The 22,071-nt window shown below is 61.0% G+C and carries 20 protein-coding genes and 2 tRNA genes; 10 read left to right on the top strand and 12 right to left on the bottom strand.

The annotated features are described in order from the left end of the window. Positions 1 to 9 precede the first annotated feature (9 nt). From L8U60_RS03215 to L8U60_RS03205, 3 genes are read right to left on the bottom strand one after another with little or no spacing between them, the layout of a single operon-like run. Positions 10 to 1,347, bottom strand: a complete 1,338-nt coding sequence (locus L8U60_RS03215; RefSeq protein WP_269964951.1) for a D-arabinono-1,4-lactone oxidase — start codon at positions 1,345 to 1,347, stop codon at positions 10 to 12. Further along, positions 1,344 to 2,558 (bottom strand): alanine racemase, encoded by a 1,215-nt coding sequence (locus L8U60_RS03210; protein WP_269964950.1) that lies wholly within the window; start codon positions 2,556 to 2,558, stop codon positions 1,344 to 1,346. The genes L8U60_RS03215 and L8U60_RS03210 overlap by 4 nt, the downstream gene beginning before the upstream one ends. A 53-nt stretch (positions 2,559 to 2,611) precedes the next feature. Next, positions 2,612 to 3,022, bottom strand: a complete 411-nt coding sequence (locus tag L8U60_RS03205; RefSeq protein WP_269965005.1) for a globin — start codon at positions 3,020 to 3,022, stop codon at positions 2,612 to 2,614. 121 nt (positions 3,023 to 3,143) lie between these two features. Here L8U60_RS03205 and L8U60_RS03200 point away from each other — a divergent pair, with 121 nt between their 5' ends. Next, positions 3,144 to 4,352, top strand: a complete 1,209-nt coding sequence (locus L8U60_RS03200) for a cystathionine gamma-synthase (RefSeq protein ID WP_269964949.1) — start codon at positions 3,144 to 3,146, stop codon at positions 4,350 to 4,352. Here L8U60_RS03200 and pepN read toward each other — a convergent pair. Then, positions 4,349 to 6,760 (bottom strand): aminopeptidase N, encoded by a 2,412-nt coding sequence (gene pepN / locus L8U60_RS03195; protein WP_269964948.1) that lies wholly within the window; start codon positions 6,758 to 6,760, stop codon positions 4,349 to 4,351. The two genes, L8U60_RS03200 and pepN, sit on opposite strands and share 4 nt — an antisense overlap. A gap of 24 nt (positions 6,761 to 6,784) precedes the next feature. On the opposite strand from pepN, the gene L8U60_RS03190 reads away from it, so the two are divergent. The 3 genes from L8U60_RS03190 (at position 6,785) to L8U60_RS03180 (ending at position 9,296) form a co-directional block, all read left to right on the top strand. Continuing rightward, positions 6,785 to 7,399, top strand: coding sequence for a mycothiol-dependent nitroreductase Rv2466c family protein (locus L8U60_RS03190; protein ID WP_269964947.1), 615 nt, complete (start codon positions 6,785 to 6,787; stop codon positions 7,397 to 7,399). A 52-nt stretch (positions 7,400 to 7,451) separates the two neighbouring features. Continuing rightward, complete coding sequence (locus L8U60_RS03185; RefSeq protein ID WP_269964946.1) at positions 7,452 to 7,940, top strand: ribose-5-phosphate isomerase; 489 nt, start codon at positions 7,452 to 7,454, stop codon at positions 7,938 to 7,940. Positions 7,941 to 8,462: 522 nt separating this feature from the next. Beyond that, positions 8,463 to 9,296: a hypothetical protein gene (locus tag L8U60_RS03180; RefSeq protein ID WP_269964945.1), complete on the top strand. Its 834-nt coding sequence runs from the start codon at positions 8,463 to 8,465 to the stop codon at positions 9,294 to 9,296. On the opposite strand, the gene L8U60_RS03175 is transcribed toward L8U60_RS03180, so the two are convergent. The 7 genes from L8U60_RS03175 to L8U60_RS03145 all read right to left on the bottom strand — a co-directional run bounded on the left by L8U60_RS03175 (position 9,297) and on the right by L8U60_RS03145 (position 16,636). Then, positions 9,297 to 10,316, bottom strand: coding sequence for a dienelactone hydrolase family protein (locus L8U60_RS03175; RefSeq protein WP_269964944.1), 1,020 nt, complete (start codon positions 10,314 to 10,316; stop codon positions 9,297 to 9,299). It abuts the gene before it with no gap. Positions 10,317 to 10,352: 36 nt separating this feature from the next. After that, on the bottom strand, positions 10,353 to 11,600 hold the full coding sequence (gene efeB, locus L8U60_RS03170; protein WP_269964943.1) for an iron uptake transporter deferrochelatase/peroxidase subunit: 1,248 nt from the start codon (positions 11,598 to 11,600) through the stop codon (positions 10,353 to 10,355). Further along, positions 11,601 to 12,863, bottom strand: a complete 1,263-nt coding sequence (efeO, locus tag L8U60_RS03165) for an iron uptake system protein EfeO (RefSeq protein WP_269964942.1) — start codon at positions 12,861 to 12,863, stop codon at positions 11,601 to 11,603. Continuing rightward, positions 12,860 to 13,807 carry an FTR1 family iron permease gene (locus L8U60_RS03160; RefSeq protein WP_269965004.1) on the bottom strand — a complete coding sequence of 316 codons (948 nt, stop codon included), beginning with the start codon at positions 13,805 to 13,807 and terminating at the stop codon, positions 12,860 to 12,862. Before L8U60_RS03160 ends, efeO begins: the two co-directional genes overlap by 4 nt. Before the next feature lie 189 nt (positions 13,808 to 13,996). Then, entirely contained in the window at positions 13,997 to 14,776 is a 780-nt protein-coding gene (locus L8U60_RS03155; protein ID WP_269964941.1) for an enoyl-CoA hydratase-related protein, read from the bottom strand. A gap of 11 nt (positions 14,777 to 14,787) precedes the next feature. Continuing rightward, complete coding sequence (locus L8U60_RS03150; protein WP_269964940.1) at positions 14,788 to 15,771, bottom strand: NAD(P)H-dependent flavin oxidoreductase; 984 nt, start codon at positions 15,769 to 15,771, stop codon at positions 14,788 to 14,790. A 73-nt stretch (positions 15,772 to 15,844) separates the two neighbouring features. Next, positions 15,845 to 16,636, bottom strand: a complete 792-nt coding sequence (locus L8U60_RS03145; protein WP_269964939.1) for a DUF1542 domain-containing protein — start codon at positions 16,634 to 16,636, stop codon at positions 15,845 to 15,847. A 117-nt stretch (positions 16,637 to 16,753) separates the two neighbouring features. Here L8U60_RS03145 and L8U60_RS03140 point away from each other — a divergent pair. The 5 genes from L8U60_RS03140 (at position 16,754) to L8U60_RS03120 (ending at position 19,951) form a co-directional block, all read left to right on the top strand. Continuing rightward, positions 16,754 to 16,828 (top strand) — tRNA-Gly (locus L8U60_RS03140). A 173-nt stretch (positions 16,829 to 17,001) separates the two neighbouring features. Then, positions 17,002 to 17,075: transfer RNA gene (locus tag L8U60_RS03135), tRNA-Pro, on the top strand. Positions 17,076 to 17,145: 70 nt separating this feature from the next. Continuing rightward, positions 17,146 to 18,504, top strand: coding sequence for a trigger factor (gene tig, locus L8U60_RS03130; RefSeq protein ID WP_269964938.1), 1,359 nt, complete (start codon positions 17,146 to 17,148; stop codon positions 18,502 to 18,504). A 214-nt stretch (positions 18,505 to 18,718) separates the two neighbouring features. Next, on the top strand, positions 18,719 to 19,300 hold the full coding sequence (locus L8U60_RS03125; protein ID WP_269964937.1) for an ATP-dependent Clp protease proteolytic subunit: 582 nt from the start codon (positions 18,719 to 18,721) through the stop codon (positions 19,298 to 19,300). 30 nt (positions 19,301 to 19,330) lie between these two features. Further along, positions 19,331 to 19,951 carry an ATP-dependent Clp protease proteolytic subunit gene (locus L8U60_RS03120; RefSeq protein ID WP_269964936.1) on the top strand — a complete coding sequence of 207 codons (621 nt, stop codon included), beginning with the start codon at positions 19,331 to 19,333 and terminating at the stop codon, positions 19,949 to 19,951. A gap of 75 nt (positions 19,952 to 20,026) precedes the next feature. On the opposite strand, the gene L8U60_RS03115 is transcribed toward L8U60_RS03120, so the two are convergent. Beyond that, entirely contained in the window at positions 20,027 to 20,494 is a 468-nt protein-coding gene (locus L8U60_RS03115) for a hypothetical protein (RefSeq protein ID WP_269964935.1), read from the bottom strand. A gap of 194 nt (positions 20,495 to 20,688) precedes the next feature. Here L8U60_RS03115 and clpX point away from each other — a divergent pair, with 194 nt between their 5' ends. After that, positions 20,689 to 21,960, top strand: a complete 1,272-nt coding sequence (gene clpX, locus L8U60_RS03110) for an ATP-dependent Clp protease ATP-binding subunit ClpX (protein ID WP_269964934.1) — start codon at positions 20,689 to 20,691, stop codon at positions 21,958 to 21,960. Positions 21,961 to 22,071: the final 111 nt, after the last annotated feature.

The following is a 22,071-nucleotide window of genomic DNA, read 5'->3' as shown; positions in this document are numbered from 1 at the left end:
TTTTCGGAGTTATCCGAAAAGCTGCGTAAGGTGTGGGGACCCGAATTTGCGGGTGGGGTCCATGGTTTCGCGGAGGGTGCAGAATTCGTCGAAACGCGGGTAGGCCTGCGCGAAGAATTCCCGGTCGCGGGTGTGCATCTTGCCCCAGTGGGGGCGGCCACCGGCGGCGATGAAGATCTGCTCGATGTGCGGGAAGTAATCGTGCGGGTTCATCGCGCGGGGGACGTGGAAGGCGATGTACATCGACTCGCGTCCGTTGGCGGTGGACAGAGCCACATCATCCGCGGCGGTGGAGCGCAGCTCCAGCGGGAAGGGGATGAGCCAGCCGCGACGGTCAATCTCACGGCGGATTTCGCGGACGGTCTCCGGGCCATCGGCCAGGGGCACAGCGAATTCTGTTTCGTGGAAGCGCACGCGGCGCGGGGTGGCAAAGACCTCATGTGCACGGGAGCGGTACGTGTTAGCTGCCATGGCGTCCGTAGCAACACCGTTGAGGAATGGCGTGGTCTTCGGTGCGATGCGCGCAACGGTGAGGGCGGCGGCGAAAGCTCCGTTGCCCACCACGTCATCTTCGATGAACTGGGTGAGGCGGCCGCGCTTCTTTGGCTCACCGCCCGGTGCCGGCTCACCCGGGGCAAGGCGGGTGTTGTTCTTGATCATCGCCTTGTCCGTGTGCGGGAACCAGAAAGCCTCGAAGTGGTCGACGGCACGGGTGCGTTCATCCCAGCTATCCAGGATGTCATCAAGGTTGTCGCTGGTCTCGCGTGCCAGCAGGTCAAAGGCGTCCACACACTGCATTTCCACTTCGACGATGACGCCCAGTGCGCCCACGGAAACGGTGATGAGGCGCAGGAGGTCTGGATCGTCGTCGATGGAGTAGGTGCGGATCTCCCCGTTGGCGTCGACAAGCTTGAGACCCGTAACTGTGCCCGCGAACCCGGTCCACTCGATGCCGGTGCCGTGCGTCGATGTGGAGATCGCGCCGGCGACGGACTGGTTATCAATATCGCCCTGGTTGGCCAGCGCGAGACCGAAAGGCTGCAGGTACTCCGGGATGCGGTACAGGCGCGTGCCGGCGAGGAAGCGGACGCGCTTCTCCTCCGTGTCCACGTTGATGATGCCGGCGAGTTTGTCCAGGCTGATCATCGCCTGCGCGCCGGCAGCCACCGGGGTGAAGGAGTGGCCGCCGCCGACAGTACGCACACTCTGGCCGGCGGGCAGCGTGCGGACGATGTGCTGCACCTCGCTGATGGTGGCGGGGTAGTAGAAAGCGCCCGGGTTGGTGTTTACAGAACCTGACCAGTTGCTGAATCGCTGGTTAGTGCGCTTTTCCGGTGTAAATGTCATCGCAGTGTCCACCCTTGTCCTCGGTAGGTATCCCATGTTTCGGTTGTGCCGTCTGGAAAGACGGCGATGATGTTGTCCACGTGCTCGGTCATTTCGCCCGCTTTCGCGTGGCGGAACCACACGGTGTCACCCACGCCTAGGCTGCTGGTCGCAGGGCCGTGGAGCGGTGTTTGTACTTCGCCCGCGCCCTCGGTTGCGGAATATTGCAGCCCGGCCGGGTACACCGGCACTGGTACGCGATCCGCCGCCGGTGGGCCGGAGGCGATCCACCCGCCCGAGTTCACAGTTGCCCAGCCCGGTGCCGGGATGCGTGAAACCTGGCAGATGAAAAACGCGGACGGCTTGTGGTTGATATCGGCGAAGTTGTCAAAGATAACTGGGGTATAAAAACCGGAGCCCGCCGCGAGCTCAGTCAGCGTTCCTTCGGCCGCACTGACATCGAGTGATCCTGTGCCGCCACCGTTGACAAATTCCAGGTCAGCATGCTGGCGTGCTGCCGCGATGCACTCAGCCCGGCGTGGGCCGAGCTGGTCCATGGAGGTGGTGCGCAGCCAGCGCTTCACCGCGCCGGGAATGCCGGATTCGGCATCCGCAACGGAGGCAACCTGTCCCTCGTAGGCCATGAGGCCCACCAGGGCGAGTTCTGTGCGCGCGGTGATCTGGCGTGCCAGCTCATCGGTTTGTTCCGGTGTGCGGATGGGGGAGCGGCGTGGCCCGATGACCAGGCCGGGCAGGTGCAAGGTGCAGTCCAGATCAATGGACACGCGAATCGGGCCGGGATTGCCAGCCTCCTGCACCGCAAAGCTGATGAGGTCGAGGTGCTCCACGCAGTCCACCATCACGGTGATGGTGCTGCGCAGCTGATCATCACTAGCCAGTTCCCGCAGGGCAACCTTGTTCACGGAGGGGTAAGCAACCACGATGTCGTCGAAGCCCTCGCGTGCCAGGTTGATTGCCTCCGGCACGCTGTAGGACAAGATGCCCTGGAAGCCGGGGTGAGACAGCGCACGGCGTAGTGCGGCCACGCTTCGCAGGGACTTAGACGCCACACGGATGGGCAATCCCTTGGAGCGCTGCTGCATCTGTGCCGCGTTGTAATCAAAGGCCGCGATGTCTACGGCGGCGCAGGGGGCGGAGACCTCGCCGGCGTCGATAAGCCCAGGCACGACGGCGAGCAGAGTCTGAGACGGGGAAGTCGACGTTGATGGCATGGGGAACATGCTAGTTCCCCAAAACTATTGTGTTCGCGTTTTTGGGGGCCGACTTACAACAGGTTCTTCTCCGTGGGCAATCCTGGGTGGTCGCCCGGCTGGTTGATGGTCATGTAGGCCACGCGCTCCATGTGGTTGACCAGTGCGGCGCGCTGTTCCTCGTTGAGCTCGTCCGCGGTGAACTGGTCCAGCGAGCGGTTCATCAGCTCAAGCCAACGTTCCGCTTCCGCTTGGCCGATCGGGTAGGGGAAGTGGCGGCGGCGCAACATCGGCGCACCGCGCTGCTCATTGTAGGTGGTAGGGCCACCCCAATATTGTGCGAGGAACCAGCGCAGGCGATCCTCGGCGCCATCCCAGTCATCCTCCGGGTACATCGGCCCAATGAGGTCATCTTTTCTGACCTGCTGGTAGAAGCCGGAAACCAGGCGCCGAAAGAAACTGTCACCACCGAGTGCTTCATACATTGTGTCCACACAGCTCACCTTAGCCGTGAATCTAAATCGACCGCGCCGTCGGTCAAAATGGACCGCTTGGTCTATTGTGCTTATCGACGTTCCCTCAAAGCCCACAAAGGAAAGGACCGCCATGACCGAGAACACTCGCTCAGGTTTCAGCACCGACTCCATCCACGCCGGATACGAGCCGGATTCCCTTTATGGGTCGATTAACACCCCTATCTACGCGTCGACCACCTTCGCGCAGGATGACCTGGCGGTGACCCGCAATGGCTACGAGTACACCCGCGTGGGCAACCCGACCATTACGGCTCTGGAGAAGACCGTCGCCGCGCTGGAGAAGGCCGATTACTGCGTCGCTTTTGCCTCCGGCATGGCGGCCGTGGACTCGGTGCTGCGCATCCTGCTTAAGCCGGGCGACCACATCGTCATCGGCAACGACGCTTACGGCGGCACCTACCGCCTGATCCAGCAGATCTTCAGCCACTGGGGGATTGAGAACACCCCGGTGGACATCACCAACACCGATGAGATCGCCGCCGCGATCCAGGACAACACCAAGGTCATCTGGGTAGAAACACCCACGAACCCGCTGCTGTCCATCGCCGATATTCAGGCGATCGCGGACATCAAGGGCAATGCAACCCTCGTTGTGGACAACACCTTTGCCTCCCCGTACTTGCAGAAGCCGCTGCTGCTCGGCGCGGACGTGGTGCTGCACTCGACCACCAAGTACATCGGTGGACACTCCGACGTCATCGGTGGTGTGGTGTGCGCGAACCGTCCGGCCGATTCCACCTCCCAGGGTGTCACCGGCGTAACCGCCGCCAGCTTCGACGCCCTCAATGACTTCGAGGATCAGCTCCGCTTCTTCTTCGGCTGGGTCGGCGCTATTCCGTCCCCGTTTGATACCTACCTCACCGGCCGCGGCTTGAAGACCTTGAGCGTGCGCATGGACAAGCACTGCGACAACGCTGAGGCCGTGGCAAAGCACCTGAAGGCCTCCGACAAGGTTGCCCGCGTCTACTACCCGGGCCTGGAGGATCACCCGGGCCACGAGATCGCCGCGCGCCAGATGACCCGCTTCGGCGGCATGGTCTCCGTGGCCTTCAACACTGCGGAGCAGGCCAAAACCTTCTGTCGCTCCACCAAGGTGTTCTGCCTGGCAGAGTCCCTCGGTGGTGTGGAGAGCCTGCTCGAGCACCCCGCCACCATGACGCATGTCTCCGTCGCGGGTTCCGCCCTCGAGGTGCCGCCGACGCTCGTGCGCATCTCCGTCGGCATCGAGGACGTTGAGGACCTGATCGCTGACCTCGATCAGGCCCTGGCCAAGCTCTAGGCCTGCGCGTCCACCTTGCGGTTCCGCAGTGCGCGGGCTGCACGGTCCTGGCCTTCAGAGATGATGCGGCGCAGTCCTGAGGGCATGTCACCAGCCAGGAATTCGTCCGCCTTCGCGATCGCTTCCTTGGAGACATCCCACAGCGGGTACATGCCCTCGAGGGTGCGCTGCGCCATCTCGTTGGTCAGACGGTTCCACAACTCTGGCGCCACGCGGAAGTACTCGTCGGTCAAACCCTCCAAGCCCTCGCGGGTGAACGTCAGGCCATCCATCAGGTAGCGGGATTCAAGGTTGGTGAGGTCCTCGCTCACCAGCTTGTCCCACGCCCATCGCTTATCGACGCTTGCCCGCGCCCTCAACCTCGACACCGCCCCCTCCGAGGAGGAGTCCTTCTCATCCTCTGCCGCCGCAACCGGCAACTCTCCCGCCGCAATGAGGTTCGTCAGCGCGAGCCAGCGCGTTTCCTGGTTATCGGAGGTCTCCAGCAGCGTGGTGAAGTGATCCACCGTCTCTTTGTCCGGAGTGAGGCGGGCCAGCGCCCGGTCGAAGACGACAGCAGGCTCAGCACCCCGGAAAGCGGTGTTGAGCAGCGCCATGCCCTCGGCACGCCAATCGTCGGCAACGTACTGCTTGACTGCCTGGGTTGCCTGGGCGAGCAGACGCTCCTGCACACTCGGGTGTGTTTCCTGGCGAGCAAAGCGTGCCACCAGCTGAACGAACTGACGGGCGGGCAGGAAGCCATCACGCACGGACTCCCACAACGACGACCACACGAGGGTGCGCGCCAGCGAATCCTCAATGTCACCGAGGTGTTCCAAGGCAAAACGCTGGTGTTCCTCGGTCAGCCCCATGAGGCAGTAGGTGAGGTCATCGTCGTTGACCAGCGCGAGGTCGTGCTCCACGCCCGCCAGTTCAGGGATCTCGGTGCGCTCGCCGGAGACATCGAGTTCGACCTGTTTGATGCGGGTGACGGAGCCGCGAATAAGCGAATACAGGCCGACACGGACGCGGTGCGTGCGTAGAACATCGGACTCCTGCACGACCGCGAAGCTGTCCGCAGAGATTTCCGGGCGAAGACGGGACACGCCGGTGGTGCGCAGCCACTGCTGCGCCCAATCGGACAGGTCGCGTCCCGACGCCTCCTCGAGTGCCCCGAGCAAGTCCGCGAACTCGGCATTTGAGTAGGCGTGGTTGTCAAAGTGCGTGCGCACCCCGGCGAAGAACTCCTCGTAGCCGACATAGGCCTGAAGCTGCTTCAGCACGCTGGCGCCCTTGGCGTAGGTGATGCCGTCGAAATTCTGCTCCGCCGTCTCAATATCCGGCGCATCCGCCGCAATCGGGTGCGTCGACGGCAGCTGGTCCTGGTTGTAGGCCCATGCCTTTTCCACCGAGGCGAACGTGGTCCACGCCTCCGGGTACTCACCGATGCCCACCTGGGCCGTTGCGGCCGACCACGTGGCAAAGGACTCGTTGAGCCACAGATCATCCCACCACTTCATGGTGACCAAGTCACCGAACCACATGTGGGCCATCTCGTGGAGGATCGTGTCGTTGCGGCGTTCAAGACGGTAAGGAGTCGGCTCGGACGTGAAGACGTACTCGTCCCGGTAGGTCACCGCACCGACGTGCTCCATCGCGCCCATGTTGTACTCAGGGCAGAAGATCTGGTCGTACTTGTCGCCGAACGGGTAGGTGCGGCCGAATTTCTCGTGGTAGAAATCGAAGCCGTCCTTCGTCTGCTTGAACAGGCGCTCCGAATCCATATGCGGAATGAGGCTCGCCCGGGCGTACAGACCAAGCTCGATTGTCCGCTCCTTTCCGTTGTCAGTGCAGGTGTACGTATCAGAAACACGCTCGAATTCGCCGGCACAAACACAAATGAGATAGGTCGACAGCGGGTAGTCGAGCTTCGTCCGAGTCGTGGCCGTGCCGTCGCCGTTGTCGGTGCGCTCCACCGCCTCGTTGAGCACCACGACATAACGCTCCGGCGCAGTCACTGAAATCTCATAGGTCGCCTTGAGATCGGGCTGATCGAAACACGCGAAAGTGCGCATGGCCATCGCCGGCTCGAACTGGGTGTACAGGTAATCCTTGCCATCAGCCGGGTCGGTGAACTTGTGCAGGCCCTCGCCCGTGCGGGAGTACGTGTGGGTTGCCTCCACGATCAGTTCGTGGGGGCCGGGCGAAAGCGTGAGCTTTCGCTCGTCGATAAGCGTGCCATCGAGCGTTGCCTCGAAGCTATCCGCAATGAGGTCAAAGAACGTCTCACCCGCTTTCGATTCAAACGTCACCTTCGTGCGGGACGTGAATGTGTCCGCGCCCGTAATGTCGAGGTCAACGGTGTAGTGCACGTCGCTGATGAGCTCCGCGCGGTGCTGTGCGTCAGATCGAAACAGATTTGCCTTCATGCGTTCCAACGTACCCTTGGGGACATGACTCAAAAAGTAACCTTCTGGTTCGACGTATCCTGCCCGTTCTGCTGGCTCACCTCCCGCTGGGTCAAAGAAGTAGAAAAAGTCCGCGACATCAGCGTCGACTGGGTGCCCATGTCGCTCTCCGTGCTTAACGACGGCCGCGATCTCCCCGCCGACTACGCCTCCAAGATGGAAGCCAACTGGGGCCCGGCCCGCGTATTCGCGAAAGTGAAAGCCGAAGCTCCCGAAAAGATCGATGAGCTCTACACCGCCATGGGCACCCTCATCCACCCAGGTGGAGAAAGCGGCAAGCAGGGCTTTGGCGCCTACGATGCTGTGATTGCCCAAGCCCTCGAGCAGGTCGGCCTGGACGCCTCCTTTGCTTCTGTAGCCAACTCGGACTCCTTCGATGCTCAGCTCCGCACCTACCACCAGTCCGCCATGGACGAAGTCGGCGACGAGGTAGGCACCCCCGTAATCAAGCTCGGCGACAATGCTTTCTTCGGGCCCGTCATCACCCGCGTGCCTGAAGGTGAAGAGGCCGGTGCCATGTTCGACCACGCCGTCGGCCTGGCTTCCTTCCCGTACTTCTTCGAGCTCAAGCGCTCCCGCACTGAGGACCCGCAGGTCTAAGCACGTTGGGCTCTGGTGCTTTGGCCGCTGGTTTTCCCGTAGGCTAGGCACCATGCGTATTTACCTTGGAGCAGACCACGCCGGATTCGAGCGGAAGAACCAGATCGCAGAGCACCTCAAGGCCAAGGGCTTTGAGGTCATCGACTGCGGTGCACACGAGTACGACGCCGCCGACGACTACCCAGCTTTCTGCATCGCCGCAGCTGAGAAGACCGTCGCCGACCCGGAGTCCCTCGGCCTCGTCCTCGGCGGTTCCGGCAACGGTGAGCAGATCGCCGCGAACAAGGTGAAGGGCGCACGCTGCGCTCTCGCCTGGTCCGTTGAAACCGCGCAGCTCGCCCGCGAGCACAACAACGCCCAGCTCATCGGCATTGGTGGCCGCATGCACACGCTGGAGGAGACCCTCGCTATTGTCGACGCTTTCGTTGGCATCGGCCCCGACCACCAAGTAGAGGAGCGCCACCAGCGCCGCATTGACATCCTCGCCCGCTACGAGGAGACCGGTGAGACCGAGGAGATCCCGGCGCCGAAGACGCTCTAGTCCTGTTCACCTTCGCGCTTTTAGCGCAGCCCGCTCTTCGGAGCGGGTTTTTGCTTTTCTCGGGGCGGTCGTTGCCCTCCGCCCCGCCCTCCGCGCCGCGCCTTCTGCGCCGCCCTCCGCGCCGCCTTCTCAGGGCCCGGTTAGTCCCGTCCGAAATTGCATTGGCAAAAGCCCAGGTCGGCTGTGGCTGGTGTGGCGCCGAACCGCAACGCGACTAACTCGCCTTGCGGAGAGGCCGCGAAGGGCGAGTTTTCGCTTTCCGACGGCCTTGCCCCACCCCCTACCCCTCGTTCTCAGGCTGGGTTAGTCGCGTCCGGAACCTACCCAACAAAAGCCCAGGTCGACTGTGGCTGGTGTGGCGGCAGACTGCAACGGGACTAACTCGCCCCGGAGGGTGGCCCCGAGGGGGCGTTGTGGGAGGGCGGCGTGCGAGCGCGGAGCGGGAGCGTGCGTGGGCAATGCACACCAGAGTGGACAATTTTCCCTCGCGCGGCCGTCGCGGATGAGGAACCATTGGAAGACATGAGGGGGAATGACAGAAAACAAAACAGACAACAAAACAGAAAACAAAAGGGACTGAGCCTGGGGGAGATCAGGGACATCGCGGCGGCGTTTCCTCGTGCGGCGGTGACGGGGCCAGCGGCGGCACGGCTTATGGGGCTGCCCACCTTGGAGTGGGTGGAGGCGGTGGACCTGCGGTACCTGTCGGGGGCGAAGCCGGGGAAGCAGCCGAAGGACCCACGGGTGGTGTATCGCAGTGGGAGCTTCCGAAAGGATCTGGTGGAAGAGCACAATGGCGTGCTCACGGTGCACCCGATCCAGGTGTTCTTCGACATTTACCGCTATTACGGCCGACTGGATGCGCTGGTGCCCATGGAACATCTGCGTTACTACCGCAAGGTCTCCCAGGAGGCGCTGCTGTACTGGGCCAGAAGCATGCTGCCCAGGGCGAATGGGATACGGGGGTTTGAGGGGGTGGTGGGGTGGAGTGCGGGGACGTCGCAAAGCGCGCTTGAGACGATTGGCCGTGACGCGGTGCTGCGGGCGGAGATCCCGGAGGCGCACACCTTTGAGTTCCAGGTGGAGGTCGTCTTCGAGGACATTTTTGCGCAGCAGCGTTTTGCGTCCGTGGACATGATGATTAATGGGTGGCTCGCCGTTGAGTTCGATGGGCGGATCAAGTCTGACGGTACCTACGGCGATGGGGTAAAAGTGTTGCTTGACCAGCTTGATCGCCAGCACGAGATCCAGGCCCTCGGGTTTAGTGTGGTGCGCGCCGGGTGGCGTGATGTGGTGAGTGGGAAGCTCGTGAGAGATCTCCGCCGTCTGCTTCGCGCCCAACCCAGGGCAGCATGATTACCCGTGCCATTCCGCGAGGCGCTCGAGCAGGGTTTTCTCCGAAGCCTCGTGGGCGGCGCGGTTTCCTTCCGCGGTTCCTCCGAGCATGATCTGCCAACCATTCGGTAGCTTTTCGGCATCAGGGAAGAACACATGTCCAGCATCGGGGTAGACGTGCGCCTCAATATTGTCGCCCTGTTCGGCGAGTGCACGCGCGGCAATGCCGGCCTGCCACATCTGGTCGGCGTTGCCAGCGAAGAGCAGGACGTTGCCGTCGAAATCAGAAAGGTCGATCCGTGCACCATCGCTCGCGTTGGCTGCGGCGCTTTCGTAGGTTGCGCGGTAGGAGACCGGGTAGCCCGTGGCCATATCCCAGAGCATTTTCGCACCAGAGCTTATCGACGCCTTCCTAAACGACGCATACCCCACCACCTCACCCTTATCGGTGAAAGAGGGGAAGTCCTCACCGCTGGTGAAGTCGAGACCACTGTAGGAATGGTCGGCTGGTGCGAAGGCGACGACATTGTCCACCGGGTAGCCGTGTGCTGCGAGGAGAGCAGCGAACTCCGCGCCCTTGGATGTGCCGATGACAGTGACGGGGGCAGGATCCTCCACGTGGTCGGCGATGTAGGCGGTGACCTCGTCGAACTGTTCCAATGGGACGTTGGCGAGGGTGGGTTTCTTGTTCGGTTGTCCGAAGAAGAAGAGGCTTAAGACTTCGTAGCCGGCGTCGAAAAGCTGCTTGGCGCGGGAGTAGTCCGGGGAGCCTTCCGAGCCACCGTAGATCACGACGACGCCACGGTGCTTCTTATCGGCCGGTTGGAAGTGGAAGCCGTTTAAGTACTCGCCCTCGATGGTGGTGATGTGCTCCGAGGTCTCGTAGGTGGATTTGTCAGAGCTCATGGCTTCGGCCATGGACTGCGTGATTGGGTACTTGTGCCCGTTGTAGGCGCGCAGACCGAAGACGATGAGCACCAGGACGAGGATGGCCGCTAGTACCCCGAGCAGAACTTTTCCGATTGCCTTGAGGGCTTTCATAGGGCCGACTTTACAAAAACCCGGCCCCAAGTGCTTTTAAGCGAACATTCCTTCGCCCACGAAACCGGCCTCGCCTACGCCAGGTGGAATGAGGTAGGTACCAGTTTTGGTGGTTTTGAGGTACTCGAGGAACATCTCGTCACGCGACATGGACTGGTGCACGGTGGCAAACCTGTCGACGGTGCGTGTGAACGCGATGAAGAACAAGCCGGCGTCGAGGCGACCTTGCTCGTTGGAACCGTCGACGAAGTTGAAGGCGCGCCGCAGCATGCGGATGCCGCCGTTCTGGTCGGGGTGCACGTTGAACACGTGGGAGCCGTGATCGATGACGGGGCGTCCGCGTTCATTGGTTGCGGCGAAGTCGGGTTCGTCGAATTCGTTGGTGCCACTCAGCGGGGCACCTTCGAACTTGTCGCGGCCGGTGACACGCTCCTGCTCCTGGAGTTGGAGGGTGTCCCAGACCTCGATGTTCATGGCGATGCGCCGGGCTGTCAGATAGGAACCGCCCGCAGCCCAAGGCTGGGAGGATGTGGCGGGGATCCAGACGTGTTCGTCGAGTGCCTCAGTGTCCTCAGCGCGGATATTGGCGGTGCCGTCTTTCTGCCCGAAGAGGTTGCGTGGGGTGGGCTCCTCGCGCGTGGTCACGGCAGCTTTGCCGAATCCGATTTGGCTCCAGCGCAGCACCGCATCAGGCACAGCCAAGCGGGTCAGGTTGCGGATGGCATGGGTGGCTACCTGCGGGTCGTTGGCGCAGGCCTGGATGCAGATGTCGCCGTCGGACTGCTCACGGTTGAGGAAGTCGTTGGACATCGGTGGCATGACGGTGAACTCATCCGGTAGCTTGTCAGCCAGCCCAAACTGGTCGCGGAACAGGCTGCGGCCGAAACCAATGGTGATGGTCAAGGCAGACGGGCCTAGATCAAAGGCTTCACCGGAATCATCGGGCGGGAAGTTTTCGCCACCGCCGAAGGCACCTTTGGCGCTGACTTCGCCACCGAGGGTCAATCGTCGGGAAGCATCGGTCCAGCGCTTCAGCAGGTCAATGAGGTCATCGCGGGTGGCCTTCTCATCCATGTCGAAAGCCGCGAAGTGGAGGCTGGTTTGCATCGGGCTGATGATTCCTGCCTGGTGCTCACCGGCGAAGTCGATGATGAGCTCGTCCGGGGAGGTGCTGCCGGCAGAACCCGATGCACTAGAGGAGTCCCGAGAGCAGGCAGCGGCGGCAGCGCCGGCGGCACTCACACCGCCGAGCGCCAAGAAGGTGCGCCGGTTGAATCCAGTCATTTAGGATTCCGCCTCCGTGTCCACGTTGAGTCCCAGCACGGTGCCCGTGAGGTTGGACAGCGGCTCACGCAGGGCGTCCAGTGCACGGGTCAGCTTGGCCTGCTGGCCAGCGTCAACCTCGTCGTAGTCGACGTACCCGGTTTCAAGGCTGCCGTACTGGTCGAGGAGGGCTTGGATGTCGTCGAAGCGGGAGGAGATTTCGTCGACAAGCTTCTTGCCCTCTTCTCCGCGCTCGGCGGCGATGTCTTTGACCATGTCGAACGCGATGCGGGAGCCTTGGATGTTGGCCTGGAAATCGTAGAGGTCCTTGTGTGACCACCAGTTTTCCTCGCCGGTGACCTTGGTGGTGGCAACTTCTTCGAGCAGGCCCATGGCGCCATTGGACACGGTGTCGACGGTGATGTCATTCTCCTCTGCGAAGTCCGGGGAGGTGACGGTGGAGTGTAGTTCCTCGACGTCGGCGATGAGGGCATCGGCGATCTCACGGCGCTTCGACGGTGAAGACGGCTCCCAGCCTTCGCGGGCAGGCGCGCCGTCAGCATTCTTGGTGTCTGCAGCTGGCGGCCACAGGTCCTTCTCCATGCGGTGGAAACCGAGCCACTCGGTGAAGGTCGGATCATCTTCCTTCAGCTGGTCAGCCTCGGCGATGTAGTCGACCTCGCGGTAGTCAATGCGTGCGTCCAGAACGCCGAGGGCCTCTGCGATCGGCTCGATGCGCTCATAGTGCACGCGGGTGGTGGGGTAGAGCTCCTTGGCCTTCTCATCATTGCCGGCGGCGTAGGCTTCGGCGAATTCCTCGACTTTTGGCAGAAGCTCCGAGACCTCGTTCTTCACAAAGGCCACGTAGTTATCGCGTGCCTCATTGAAGCGCTGTTCATCGGACTCGCTGTACTGGATCGGCTCGCCGGTCACAGTGAACTCGGCCTGGCCGACGTTCGGTCCGCGCAGGCCGGGCTTACACGCGGTGAAGTAGGAACCGGGCTCCAGCTGCACGGTCAGGTCCGCGGTGCTGCCAGGGGTGATGTTCTCGCGCTCAGCGATCACGCGCAGGCCATCGTCGGCGAGAACGTAGAACTCGGTCACGCGCTCACCTTCATTGGTGATGGAGAAAGTGCTGGTGCCAGATTCAACAGAGTTCGTGGACACCGTGCACGCATCTTCCTTCGCTTGTACGTCGATGCCGTCGCCGCTGCTGTTTTCCACGCATCCCGCGAGTGGGAGGGCGAGAGCCAGCGAGGCAAGGATGACAGGGGAGCGCTTCATAATGAGACCTTTCGTGGATGAGAGTCAGTTTTTTGCTTATCGACGCCACCGCGCTTCGCCCCTCGCACATGCCCCACGAAAACCGGGACAATGACGGCGAGGTAAACGCCCCAACCGACGACCTGCAGCCAGGACATTTGGGGCATGAACCCGGTGAACGCTTGGAGGAGTGTGGCGGTGATCCCCGCTGGGTCGATGACCCCATCGAGGTTGAAAGCCCAGCCGAATGGGAAGGACGCCAACCAGAATGGATAGGTGGCAAATCCGGTGAGGACTTCGCCGGTTCGTGGGTGTGTTGGGGCAATCGGTGCGCCGGAGAAGGGGCCAGGGAGGAACTGGGCCTCCTGGAGATCGTGGATGGCGTAGGCGAGGATGCCTGCCGCGACGATGATGAGCAGGGCGCTCGACCAGGTGAAGAACGTTTTCAGGTCGAGGCGGAGTGCGCCACGGTAAATCAGCCATCCCATCAGGATTGCGATGGCGATGCCCGCGAATGCTCCGGTGATCGCACTCGGGGTAGTGGTCCAACCCCACAGCAAAAGCGTCAGTTCGATGCCTTCGCGGGCGACGGCCACGAACGCGAGCCAGAACATCGCTTGCGTACCTTTGGTCAGCGCGATGCCGGTTTTGTCGTCGAGCATGGTGCGCAGCTTGCCGTTCTCGTTGCTCAAGGAGAGGACCATGCCGGTGATCATGGCCACGGCGATGAGCGACATGATGCCGCCGATTGCTTCTTGGGCGCGGAAGGAAAGACCATAACGTCCGAAGGTGAAAAGGGCACCGAGGGCGGTGCAGATCGCAGCTGCTAGAAACACCCCGACCCAGACTGTGTGGGTGGCGGTGTTGGTTTGGATGTCGCTGCTCGGACTATTGCGGCGGTGAATCGCGGCGAACAACATGCCGACGATGAGCGATGCTTCCAAGCCTTCTCGAAGGCCGACCAGGAAGGCGGCGATGAACAGATTTGGGGACTTTCTCGTTTTTAACCTGGCCAGTCCAAGGGCGGTGACCTATGGAAATAAGGTTACCCTTGACTAGCCAAGGCAAACCTTACCTAATGTGCTGGGAGAAAGTAAAGAGGACCGCACAGAACACCGTGTGGGTATTCCGTGCGGTCCTTAAAGGTGGAGGGATTAGAACTTCGGCGCGCGACGCTCCAGGAAGGCCGCCACACCTTCCTTGTGTTCTGCGCTTTGGGTGAGCAGTGTCTGCTCGCGGGCTTCTTCAGCCAGGCTGAGTGGCAGCTGGGGCAAAGAAACCCGGTTGACGGCGCGCTTGGTCTGGGCGACAGCGCCGCGCGGGGAGAGGCGGAATTCCTCGGCCCACTCGAGTGCGAGGTCGAGGGCGGGACCTTCCGCGACCTCGGCCACGAGCCCCATCTGTGCTGCGTCCACAGCAGGGATGCGTTCCTGGCGCAGCACCAACTGCATGGCACGGTGACGGCCAACGGATGCGGCCAACGTAGCTACCGCGCCACCGTCGGGCATGAGACCGATCCGGCCGAAGGGCAGGGTGATGAACGCGGATTGGCCAGCGACGATAAGGTCACAGGCGCAGGCCAATGAGGCGCCGATGCCAGCGATAGCGCCTTCGGCCGCGGCAATGACGGGCACGTCCGCGCGGGTGATGGCGTAGATGACGTGCTCGATACCGCCGAGGGAGTGTGAGGCGGCCTCAGCGGAATTCTCACTCAGGAACGCCTGCAGGTCCATGCCAGAGCAGAACGCGGACTCATCGCCGGTGATGATCACACAGCGGATGTCCGGGTTTGCGTTGGCAGCATTGACTGCGTCGCCGATCGCCCAGTAGGAATCCGGCTCCAGGGCGTTGCGTTTGGCGGGGTTGGAAATCCGGACGATTTCCGTGGTGCCCCGCGTTTCGCTGGTGATATTGCCTTTGAGCTGGCGTGACATGGCGGGCAGCCTTACTTAGACACGAAGCCGGCCAGACGGCCTTCGATGATCTCCACCGTGTCAGCCACGATGCGGTCGATGAGCTCCTGGCAGGACGGGATGTCGTTGATGATGCCCTGGACCGGACCGGCGGACCAGATGCCAGCGTCGAGGTCACCGGTCTCGTAGACCTGAGCGCCGCGCTTGCCGGCCACGAGGTCGCGAATCTCTGGGAAGGTTGCGCCAGCATTGAGCTTCTCGACGACCTCGTCACTCACCGCATTCTTCGCCACACGCGCGGTGTTGTTGAGGGTGCGGAGGATGAGGTTGGTGTCCAGCTCGGAGCGCTCCACGAGCGCGTCCTTCACGTTCTGGTGGATGGGGGCTTCCTTGGTGGCCAGGAAACGGGTACCCATGTTGATGCCTTCGGCGCCGAGGGAGAGGGCGGCGGCCATACCGCGGCCGTCCGCAATACCACCGGATGCAACGAACGGAATCTCCAGCTTGTCGGCTGCTGCCGGCAGAAGGATGAGGCCCGGGATGTCGTCCTCGCCGGGGTGGCCGGCGCACTCGAAGCCGTCGATGGAAAGGATGTCAACGCCCTTGCTCTGGGCGCTGATGGCGTGGCGCACAGAGGTGCACTTGTGGATGACGGTGACGCCAGCTGCCTTCAGCGACGGCACGAGCTGAGCTGGGTTCGCGCCAGCAGTCTCTACAATCTTGATGCCCTTTTCAATGGCTACGCGGAGGTACTCCTCGTACGGTGGCGGAGTAATCGTCGGCAGAATGGTCAGGTTCACACCGAAGGGCTTGTCCGTCATCTCACGGCAGCGATCAATCTCCTTACCCAGATCTTCTGGAGTCGGCTGAGTCAGCGAGGTGAGAATTCCCAGGCCACCGGCGTTGGAAACAGCTGCTGCGAGCTCGGCCTTGCCAACCCACTGCATGCCGCCCTGGATGATCGGGTGCTCGATTCCGAGCATCTCATTAATGCGGGTATTGATCTTTGCTGCCATGTTGTGCACTCCTTCGATGTGACTCTGTAATGAGAGCTACATTACACATCGGGACTAAGTGTTGCGTCCGTTACTAGAAAAAGTCGAAGTCGAAACCGTCGCCGCCACCGAAGTCGCCGAAGCCCTCGAAGCCGCCACCGTCAAGGTCTCCGCCGGCATCGCCCAGATCGCTACCGGCATCGCCTAGATCGCCAGCATCGCCGGCATCGCCCATGCCTCCAGCAGCGAACGCGTCTGCGCTGGGGGTGCCCGCCATGCCGGCGAACATGGCGGAGTAGAACATCATGGAACTTGCAGCCCACACGCCAGTCATTGCGGCGGGTGCCCACCAGGCGCTGGAGTACCAGCCGGCCGGAACGGGGCGGCCAGCAACAGCGCCGCCGGGGTAGTAGTGCGGGGTGTTGGCGCTGGCGTAGGGGGAGGCTTGGATCGTCTGGCCGTCGAACTCTGCGGTGCGTGGCTCGGTGACGCGGCCGGCCTGGCGCTGGGCTTCAAGCTCAGGCAGTTGTGGGCCGGGCGTGAGCCCGAGGATTTCACGCGCAGCATTGACGTAATAGAGGCCCTCGAGGGCGGATTCGCGGGCGAGCTGCGCTTGGCGTACCGTGCGCGCCGAGGTTAGAGCGGAATGCGCTGCGTTATAGCGCTCCGACGCATCCGCCATCGCCTGCGTCGACGCAGCGTCGTTACCGGAAATAGTGAGGACCTGGTGGCCGAGGCGGTCGATCCACCTGCGGGCGTCCGCAAGCTCGTCGTCAAGCTTGGCTTCGTCGATCTGCGCGCGCTGGCTGTTATTTTGCGCGCCTCCGATGACTTTGACGGCGCCGAAGAGAAGGACACCAATGCCTAGCAAGATAACGAGTTCCACGAGATCCCTTTTCTTCTTGATGGTCAACTACTTTCCCAACGAATCGGGGCTGAAAAGAGTTCCTTTTTGAAGGGGGCCGCGCTGTGGGATATGCTGTTGAGCGCGCTTTGCGCAGCTGGGAATGTCGTATAGTGGCTAATACCTCAGCCTTCCAAGCTGAAGACGCGGGTTCGATTCCCGTCATTCCCTCCAAGGGAGCCGGCTTTCACGTTAAAGTGTCGCCGGTTTTTTCCTTGCTCTAGCAGCAACATTGGGATCTAGTTGTATGCAATTGGCCCCCAATGATGTGGCCTGTTTTTAGGTCACGCTAGAATCGTCTCCCGTGAGCAAGCCGGTGCTTCATCGGTAGGCTTGCGGTCACCTTACGGGGCGTGGCGCAGTTTGGTAGCGCACCTGCTTTGGGAGCAGGGGGTCGCAGGTTCAAATCCTGTCGCCCCGACAAAGGGACGCTTCATGCGTCCCTGTTAATTTTTAGAACGATTCCGCAATCTAGCCAGGAGAGAATTTCCGTGAAGACTTCTGTGGACAAGCTCAGCGACACCCGCGTGAAGCTGACCGTCACCGTGCCGTTCGAGGAGCTCGGCCCGGAAATTGACCAGGCGTACAAGGCAATCGCTCAGCAGGTTAATATTCCAGGTTTCCGTCGTGGCAAGGCTCCGCGCCAGCTTATCGACGCGCGCTTTGGTCGCGGCCCGATCCTCGAGCAGGTTGTCAATGACATGCTGCCGACGCGTTATGACGCTGCTGTGACCGAGAATGACCTGAAGGTTATTGGTCAGCCGGAGATTGACGTCACCAAGATTGAGGATAACGACGTTGTCGAGTTCACCGCTGAGGTGGATATCCGTCCGGAGATTGAGGTTCCGGACTTCTCCAAGATCAAGGTCACCGTTCCGGCACTCAAGGTTGATGACGAGGCAGTGGATGCTGAGATTGACAACCTGCGTGCACGCTTCGGCGAGCTGAAGGACACCCGTCGCAAGATGAAGAAGGGTGACTTCGCCATCCTCGACATCGAGGCAACCATCAACGGCGAGAAGGTTGAAGAGGCTTCCACCGAGGGCATTTCCTACGAGATTGGCCGTGACGACCTGATTGAGGGTCTGGACAAGGCAATCAAGGGCCTGAAGACCGGTGAGGAAGCAGAGTTCACTTCTGAGATCCAGTACGGCGAGCACAAGGGCGAAGAGGCTACCATCAAGGTCTTCGTCCAGCAGACCAAGGAGCGCAAGCTGCCGGAGCTGGACGAGGAATTCGTCCAGATGGCATCCGAGTTCGACACCGTCGAGGAGCTGCGCGAGTCCACTAAGACTCAGCTGGAGGAGTCCAAGAAGGCTCAGCAGGCTGCTGACATCCGCGACGAGGTGCTCAAGGCTGCTCTGGACAAGACCAAGTTCGAGCTGCCGCAGGCAGTCGTGGACGAGCAGGTGCACAACCAGCTCCACCAGATTCTCGGCCAGCTGGCACACGACGAGACCGCTCTTGCCCAGCTGCTTGAGGCGCAGGGCACCACTCGTGAGGAGTTTGAGAAGGACTCCCGCGAGAACGCAGAGAACTCTGTTCGTACCCAGCTGTTCCTCGACGCAGTTGCTGACCAGGAGCAGCCGGAGGTTTCCCAGCAGGAGCTGACGGACCACATCCTGTTCACCGCGCAGTCCTACGGCATGGACCCGAACCAGTTCATCATGCAGCTGCAGCAGTCCGGCCAGGTAGCTAACCTCTTCGCTGACGTTCGCCGTGGCAAGGCTCTGGCCGCCGCTATCTCCCGCACCACCGTCAAGGATGATGAGGGTAACAAGGTCGACCCGAACGATTACTTCGGTGAGATCGAAGAGGACGACAACGCTGAGGTAGCCGACGAGAGCTAGTCGCAATAGCGCTTGTGAAACGTAACGACCCCGGTTGGTCGGAGGAAACTCCAGCCCCGGGGTCGAATGCTGAGTACAGGTACCTACGGTCTTCCACGAGCACCTGCACGCTGTCAGCGAACACGCGCCACTCGGCGGAATCCGCGACTAGGGTGGGGCGTTGTTAAAAGACAAGCAATAAACCAATAAGCACTGACGATAAGGAGCACACCGCATGACTACGCCAGCAGCCGGTATGAATTTGGGTGATTCGGTCTACGAGCGCCTGCTGCGCGAGCGCATCATCTTCCTGGGGCAGGAAGTCAACGATGAGATTGCTAACAAGCTTTGCGCCCAGATTCTGCTGCTTTCTGCGGAGGATCCAACCCGCGATATCTCGCTGTACATCAACTCTCCGGGCGGCTCTGTCACGGCGGGTATGGCTATTTATGACACGATGAAGTACTCCCCGTGCGACATCGCTACGTACGGCATGGGCCTGGCTGCATCGATGGGCCAGTTCCTGCTCTCCGGTGGTACGAAGGGTAAGCGATTCGCGCTGCCACATGCGCGGATTATGATGCACCAGCCGTCGGCAGGCGTGGGTGGTACCGCAGCTGATATTGCTATTCAGGCTGAGCAGTTCGCGCAGACGAAGGAAGAGATGGCGCGCCTCATTGCGGAGCACACGGGCCAGACCTTCGAACAGATCACCAAGGACTCTGACCGTGACCGCTGGTTCACGGCGGAGGAGGCACGCGAGTACGGCATCGTCGACCACGTGATCTCCAGCGCCCAGGGCAGCATCAGCAACTAACCGGCAGATACAGAGAAGAAGGAGAAATTAATGTCTTTCCAGATGCCTAACTCCCGTTACGTTCTGCCGAGCTTCATTGAGCAGTCCTCGTACGGCACGAAGGAAACCAACCCGTACTCCAAGTTGTTCGAGGAGCGCATTATCTTTCTGGGTACCCAGGTGGATGACACTTCCGCGAATGACATCATGGCGCAGCTCCTCGTCCTTGAGTCCCAGGACCCGGACCGTGACATCACGATGTACATCAACTCCCCGGGTGGTTCCTTCACTTCGCTGATGGCTATCTACGACACGATGCAGTACGTTCGCCCGGATGTGCAGACCGTGTGCCTGGGCCAGGCAGCGTCTGCAGCGGCTGTGATTCTGGCTGCTGGTGCGCCGGGCAAGCGCGCTGCTTTGCCGAACTCCCGCGTGCTCATTCACCAGCCGGCAACGGAGGGTACCCGTGGCCAGGTCTCCGATCTGGAGATCCAGGCGAAGGAGATTGAGCGTATGCGTCTCCTCATGGAGGAGACCCTGGCGCGTCACTCCGGCCGCACGCCTGAGCAGGTCCGCATTGACACGGACCGTGACAAGATCCTCACCGCTGAGGAAGCAGTCGAGTACGGCATCATTGACCAGGTGTTTGATTACCGCAAGCTCAACGCTTAAGTCCCCGAGCTTTCACAAGAGAAAAGGCCAAGCAATAACCAGCTTGGCCTTTTGTCGTACGGCTTTGTTTTGAAGCTAGTCACACGGGATCATGCGATCAATGATCTCTGCGGGGAATCCCTGGCTTTCTGCTTGAGCGATGTCGTAGCACGCGAAGCCGGTGTAGGTGGTGCCTGACCTTTCGAACCGCACCCAGTCCTTGCCGTCCCAGGAGAGATATTCGACGTGGTCCGAAGCATAGGTACCGATGGATGCGTGCGTACCGTCGCAGTACATGGCCACAAGATCGCCGGGTTGGCCTTGTTCCACTGGCATCCACTCGCACGGACCCTTGCTCTGCGTTTCAGGTTCTGGGGATTCTTCCTCAGAGACGGTCTCCACGATGGTGCTCACCGTGGTAGATGACTTCTCGGAATTCGTGTTGGCCGTTGCTTCCGTGGTCATGATGGGCTCGGAGATGTCGTCCGATTCAGAGCATGCCGTCAGCGCGAAGGGGAGGGAAGCGGCGAGTGCAGCGGTGCTCAGCGTACGGCGCAAGGTCATGGGGCTCCCTAGAATTCGGCGAGTTTTCTGTTGGCGCCCACCATAGCGGATACAGTGGCATGTGCGACCGCGAGGAAAGCATCTTTTTGCTTATCGACGTCCCCCCGCCAACTCGTCACTTCGAGGAATAGTGCGCCGGTGGGGTAGCCTTAAAGGTCCAAGAATCCACTAAACGAGGGTTGAAGAAACACACAATGGCAGTGACGCAGGATAGCTCCGATTTGCTCAAGTGCTCCTTTTGCGGAAAGAGCCAGAAGCAAGTGCGTAAGCTCATCGCCGGTGGCGGTGTGTACATCTGTGATGAGTGCATTGAGCTGTGCAACGAGATTATCGAAGAGGAGCTCGCTGGCACCCAGTCGCAGGAGCAGCAAGACGATGCGAAGCTGCCCCGTCCGTCGGAAATCACCGCGTTTTTGGACGAGTATGTGATTGGCCAGGACCAGGCAAAGCGCACGCTCGCTGTGGCGGTGTACAACCACTACAAGCGTGTTCGTACGGAGACTGGGAGTTTGCGGAAGAAGGACGAGGATGTTGAGATTGCTAAGTCCAACATCCTCCTGCTGGGCCCCACGGGTTCCGGTAAGACCTACCTTGCGCAAACTCTGGCACGCATGCTCAACGTCCCGTTTGCAATTGCTGATGCGACCTCGCTGACGGAGGCCGGCTATGTGGGTGAGGATGTGGAGAACATCCTGCTCAAACTGCTTCAGGCCGCTGATTTTGATGTGAACCGTGCGCAGAACGGCATCATCTACGTCGATGAGGTGGACAAGATCTCCCGTAAGTCGGAGAACCCGTCGATCACCCGTGATGTTTCTGGTGAGGGTGTTCAGCAGGCACTGCTGAAGATCCTTGAGGGCACTGTCGCTTCTGTTCCACCGCAGGGTGGACGCAAGCACCCGAACCAGGAGTTTATCCAGCTGGACACCACCAACATCTTGTTCGTGGTGGCTGGTGCTTTCGATGGCTTGGACAAGGTTATCGCGGAACGCGTGGGCAAGAAGGGTATTGGCTTCGGTGCGGAGATTGATTCCGCTTCGGAGCGTGAAGCTGCCAATATGATGTCCAAGGTGCAGCCGGAGGATTTGGTGAAGTTCGGCCTGATCCCTGAGTTCATTGGTCGTCTGCCTATCTTGGCTTCGGTAGAGAACCTGGATGAGGATTCCATGGTGAAGGTGCTCACGGAGCCGAAGAACTCGTTGGTCAAGCAGTACCAGCGCCTGTTTGAGATGGATGGTGCGGAGCTTCGTTTCACCGATGCGGCACTGCATGCGGTGGCGAAGAAGGCCGCTGAACGTGGCACCGGTGCCCGTGGCCTGCGCGCCATCATGGAAGAGGTACTCGTGCCGATCATGTACGACCTGCCGGATCGTGATGATGTCCGTGAGGTTGTCATCGGCAAGGCGGTTATTGATTCGGGAGCAAACCCGGAATATGTTCTGCACGACACGAAGAAATCGGCATAACTTCACCCATACAGAACTGAATTTTAAGAAGCGCGGTTGAATTCCGCGCTTCTTTTATTATTTTGTGTGTGGTAACTTTCCGTTGAATATTTCCTGTGTCTGAAAGGACTC

Source organism: Corynebacterium meitnerae, assembly GCF_027570075.1.
GTDB lineage: Bacteria > Actinomycetota > Actinomycetes > Mycobacteriales > Mycobacteriaceae > Corynebacterium > Corynebacterium meitnerae.
This window is presented reverse-complemented; position numbering and strand designations above follow the sequence as displayed.

What these genes read in the sequence shown, in the direction of transcription:
- L8U60_RS03155 (WP_269964941.1), bottom strand. Translation starts at nt 14,776, where the DNA reads ATGTCACGCCAGCTCAAAGGCAATATCACCAGCGAAACGCGGGGCACC.
- clpX (WP_269964934.1), top strand. Translation starts at nt 20,689, where the DNA reads ATGGCAGTGACGCAGGATAGCTCCGATTTGCTCAAGTGCTCCTTTTGC.
- efeB (WP_269964943.1), bottom strand. Translation starts at nt 11,600, where the DNA reads ATGACTGGATTCAACCGGCGCACCTTCTTGGCGCTCGGCGGTGTGAGT.
- L8U60_RS03185 (WP_269964946.1), top strand. Translation starts at nt 7,452, where the DNA reads ATGCGTATTTACCTTGGAGCAGACCACGCCGGATTCGAGCGGAAGAAC.
- L8U60_RS03115 (WP_269964935.1), bottom strand. Translation starts at nt 20,494, where the DNA reads ATGACCTTGCGCCGTACGCTGAGCACCGCTGCACTCGCCGCTTCCCTC.
- L8U60_RS03175 (WP_269964944.1), bottom strand. Translation starts at nt 10,316, where the DNA reads ATGAAAGCCCTCAAGGCAATCGGAAAAGTTCTGCTCGGGGTACTAGCG.
- L8U60_RS03215 (WP_269964951.1), bottom strand. Translation starts at nt 1,347, where the DNA reads ATGACATTTACACCGGAAAAGCGCACTAACCAGCGATTCAGCAACTGG.
- L8U60_RS03150 (WP_269964940.1), bottom strand. Translation starts at nt 15,771, where the DNA reads ATGGCAGCAAAGATCAATACCCGCATTAATGAGATGCTCGGAATCGAG.
- efeO (WP_269964942.1), bottom strand. Translation starts at nt 12,863, where the DNA reads ATGAAGCGCTCCCCTGTCATCCTTGCCTCGCTGGCTCTCGCCCTCCCA.
- L8U60_RS03205 (WP_269965005.1), bottom strand. Translation starts at nt 3,022, where the DNA reads ATGTATGAAGCACTCGGTGGTGACAGTTTCTTTCGGCGCCTGGTTTCC.
- L8U60_RS03200 (WP_269964949.1), top strand. Translation starts at nt 3,144, where the DNA reads ATGACCGAGAACACTCGCTCAGGTTTCAGCACCGACTCCATCCACGCC.
- L8U60_RS03125 (WP_269964937.1), top strand. Translation starts at nt 18,719, where the DNA reads ATGACTACGCCAGCAGCCGGTATGAATTTGGGTGATTCGGTCTACGAG.
- L8U60_RS03210 (WP_269964950.1), bottom strand. Translation starts at nt 2,558, where the DNA reads ATGCCATCAACGTCGACTTCCCCGTCTCAGACTCTGCTCGCCGTCGTG.
- pepN (WP_269964948.1), bottom strand. Translation starts at nt 6,760, where the DNA reads ATGAAGGCAAATCTGTTTCGATCTGACGCACAGCACCGCGCGGAGCTC.
- L8U60_RS03190 (WP_269964947.1), top strand. Translation starts at nt 6,785, where the DNA reads ATGACTCAAAAAGTAACCTTCTGGTTCGACGTATCCTGCCCGTTCTGC.
- L8U60_RS03180 (WP_269964945.1), top strand. Translation starts at nt 8,463, where the DNA reads ATGAGGGGGAATGACAGAAAACAAAACAGACAACAAAACAGAAAACAA.
- L8U60_RS03120 (WP_269964936.1), top strand. Translation starts at nt 19,331, where the DNA reads ATGTCTTTCCAGATGCCTAACTCCCGTTACGTTCTGCCGAGCTTCATT.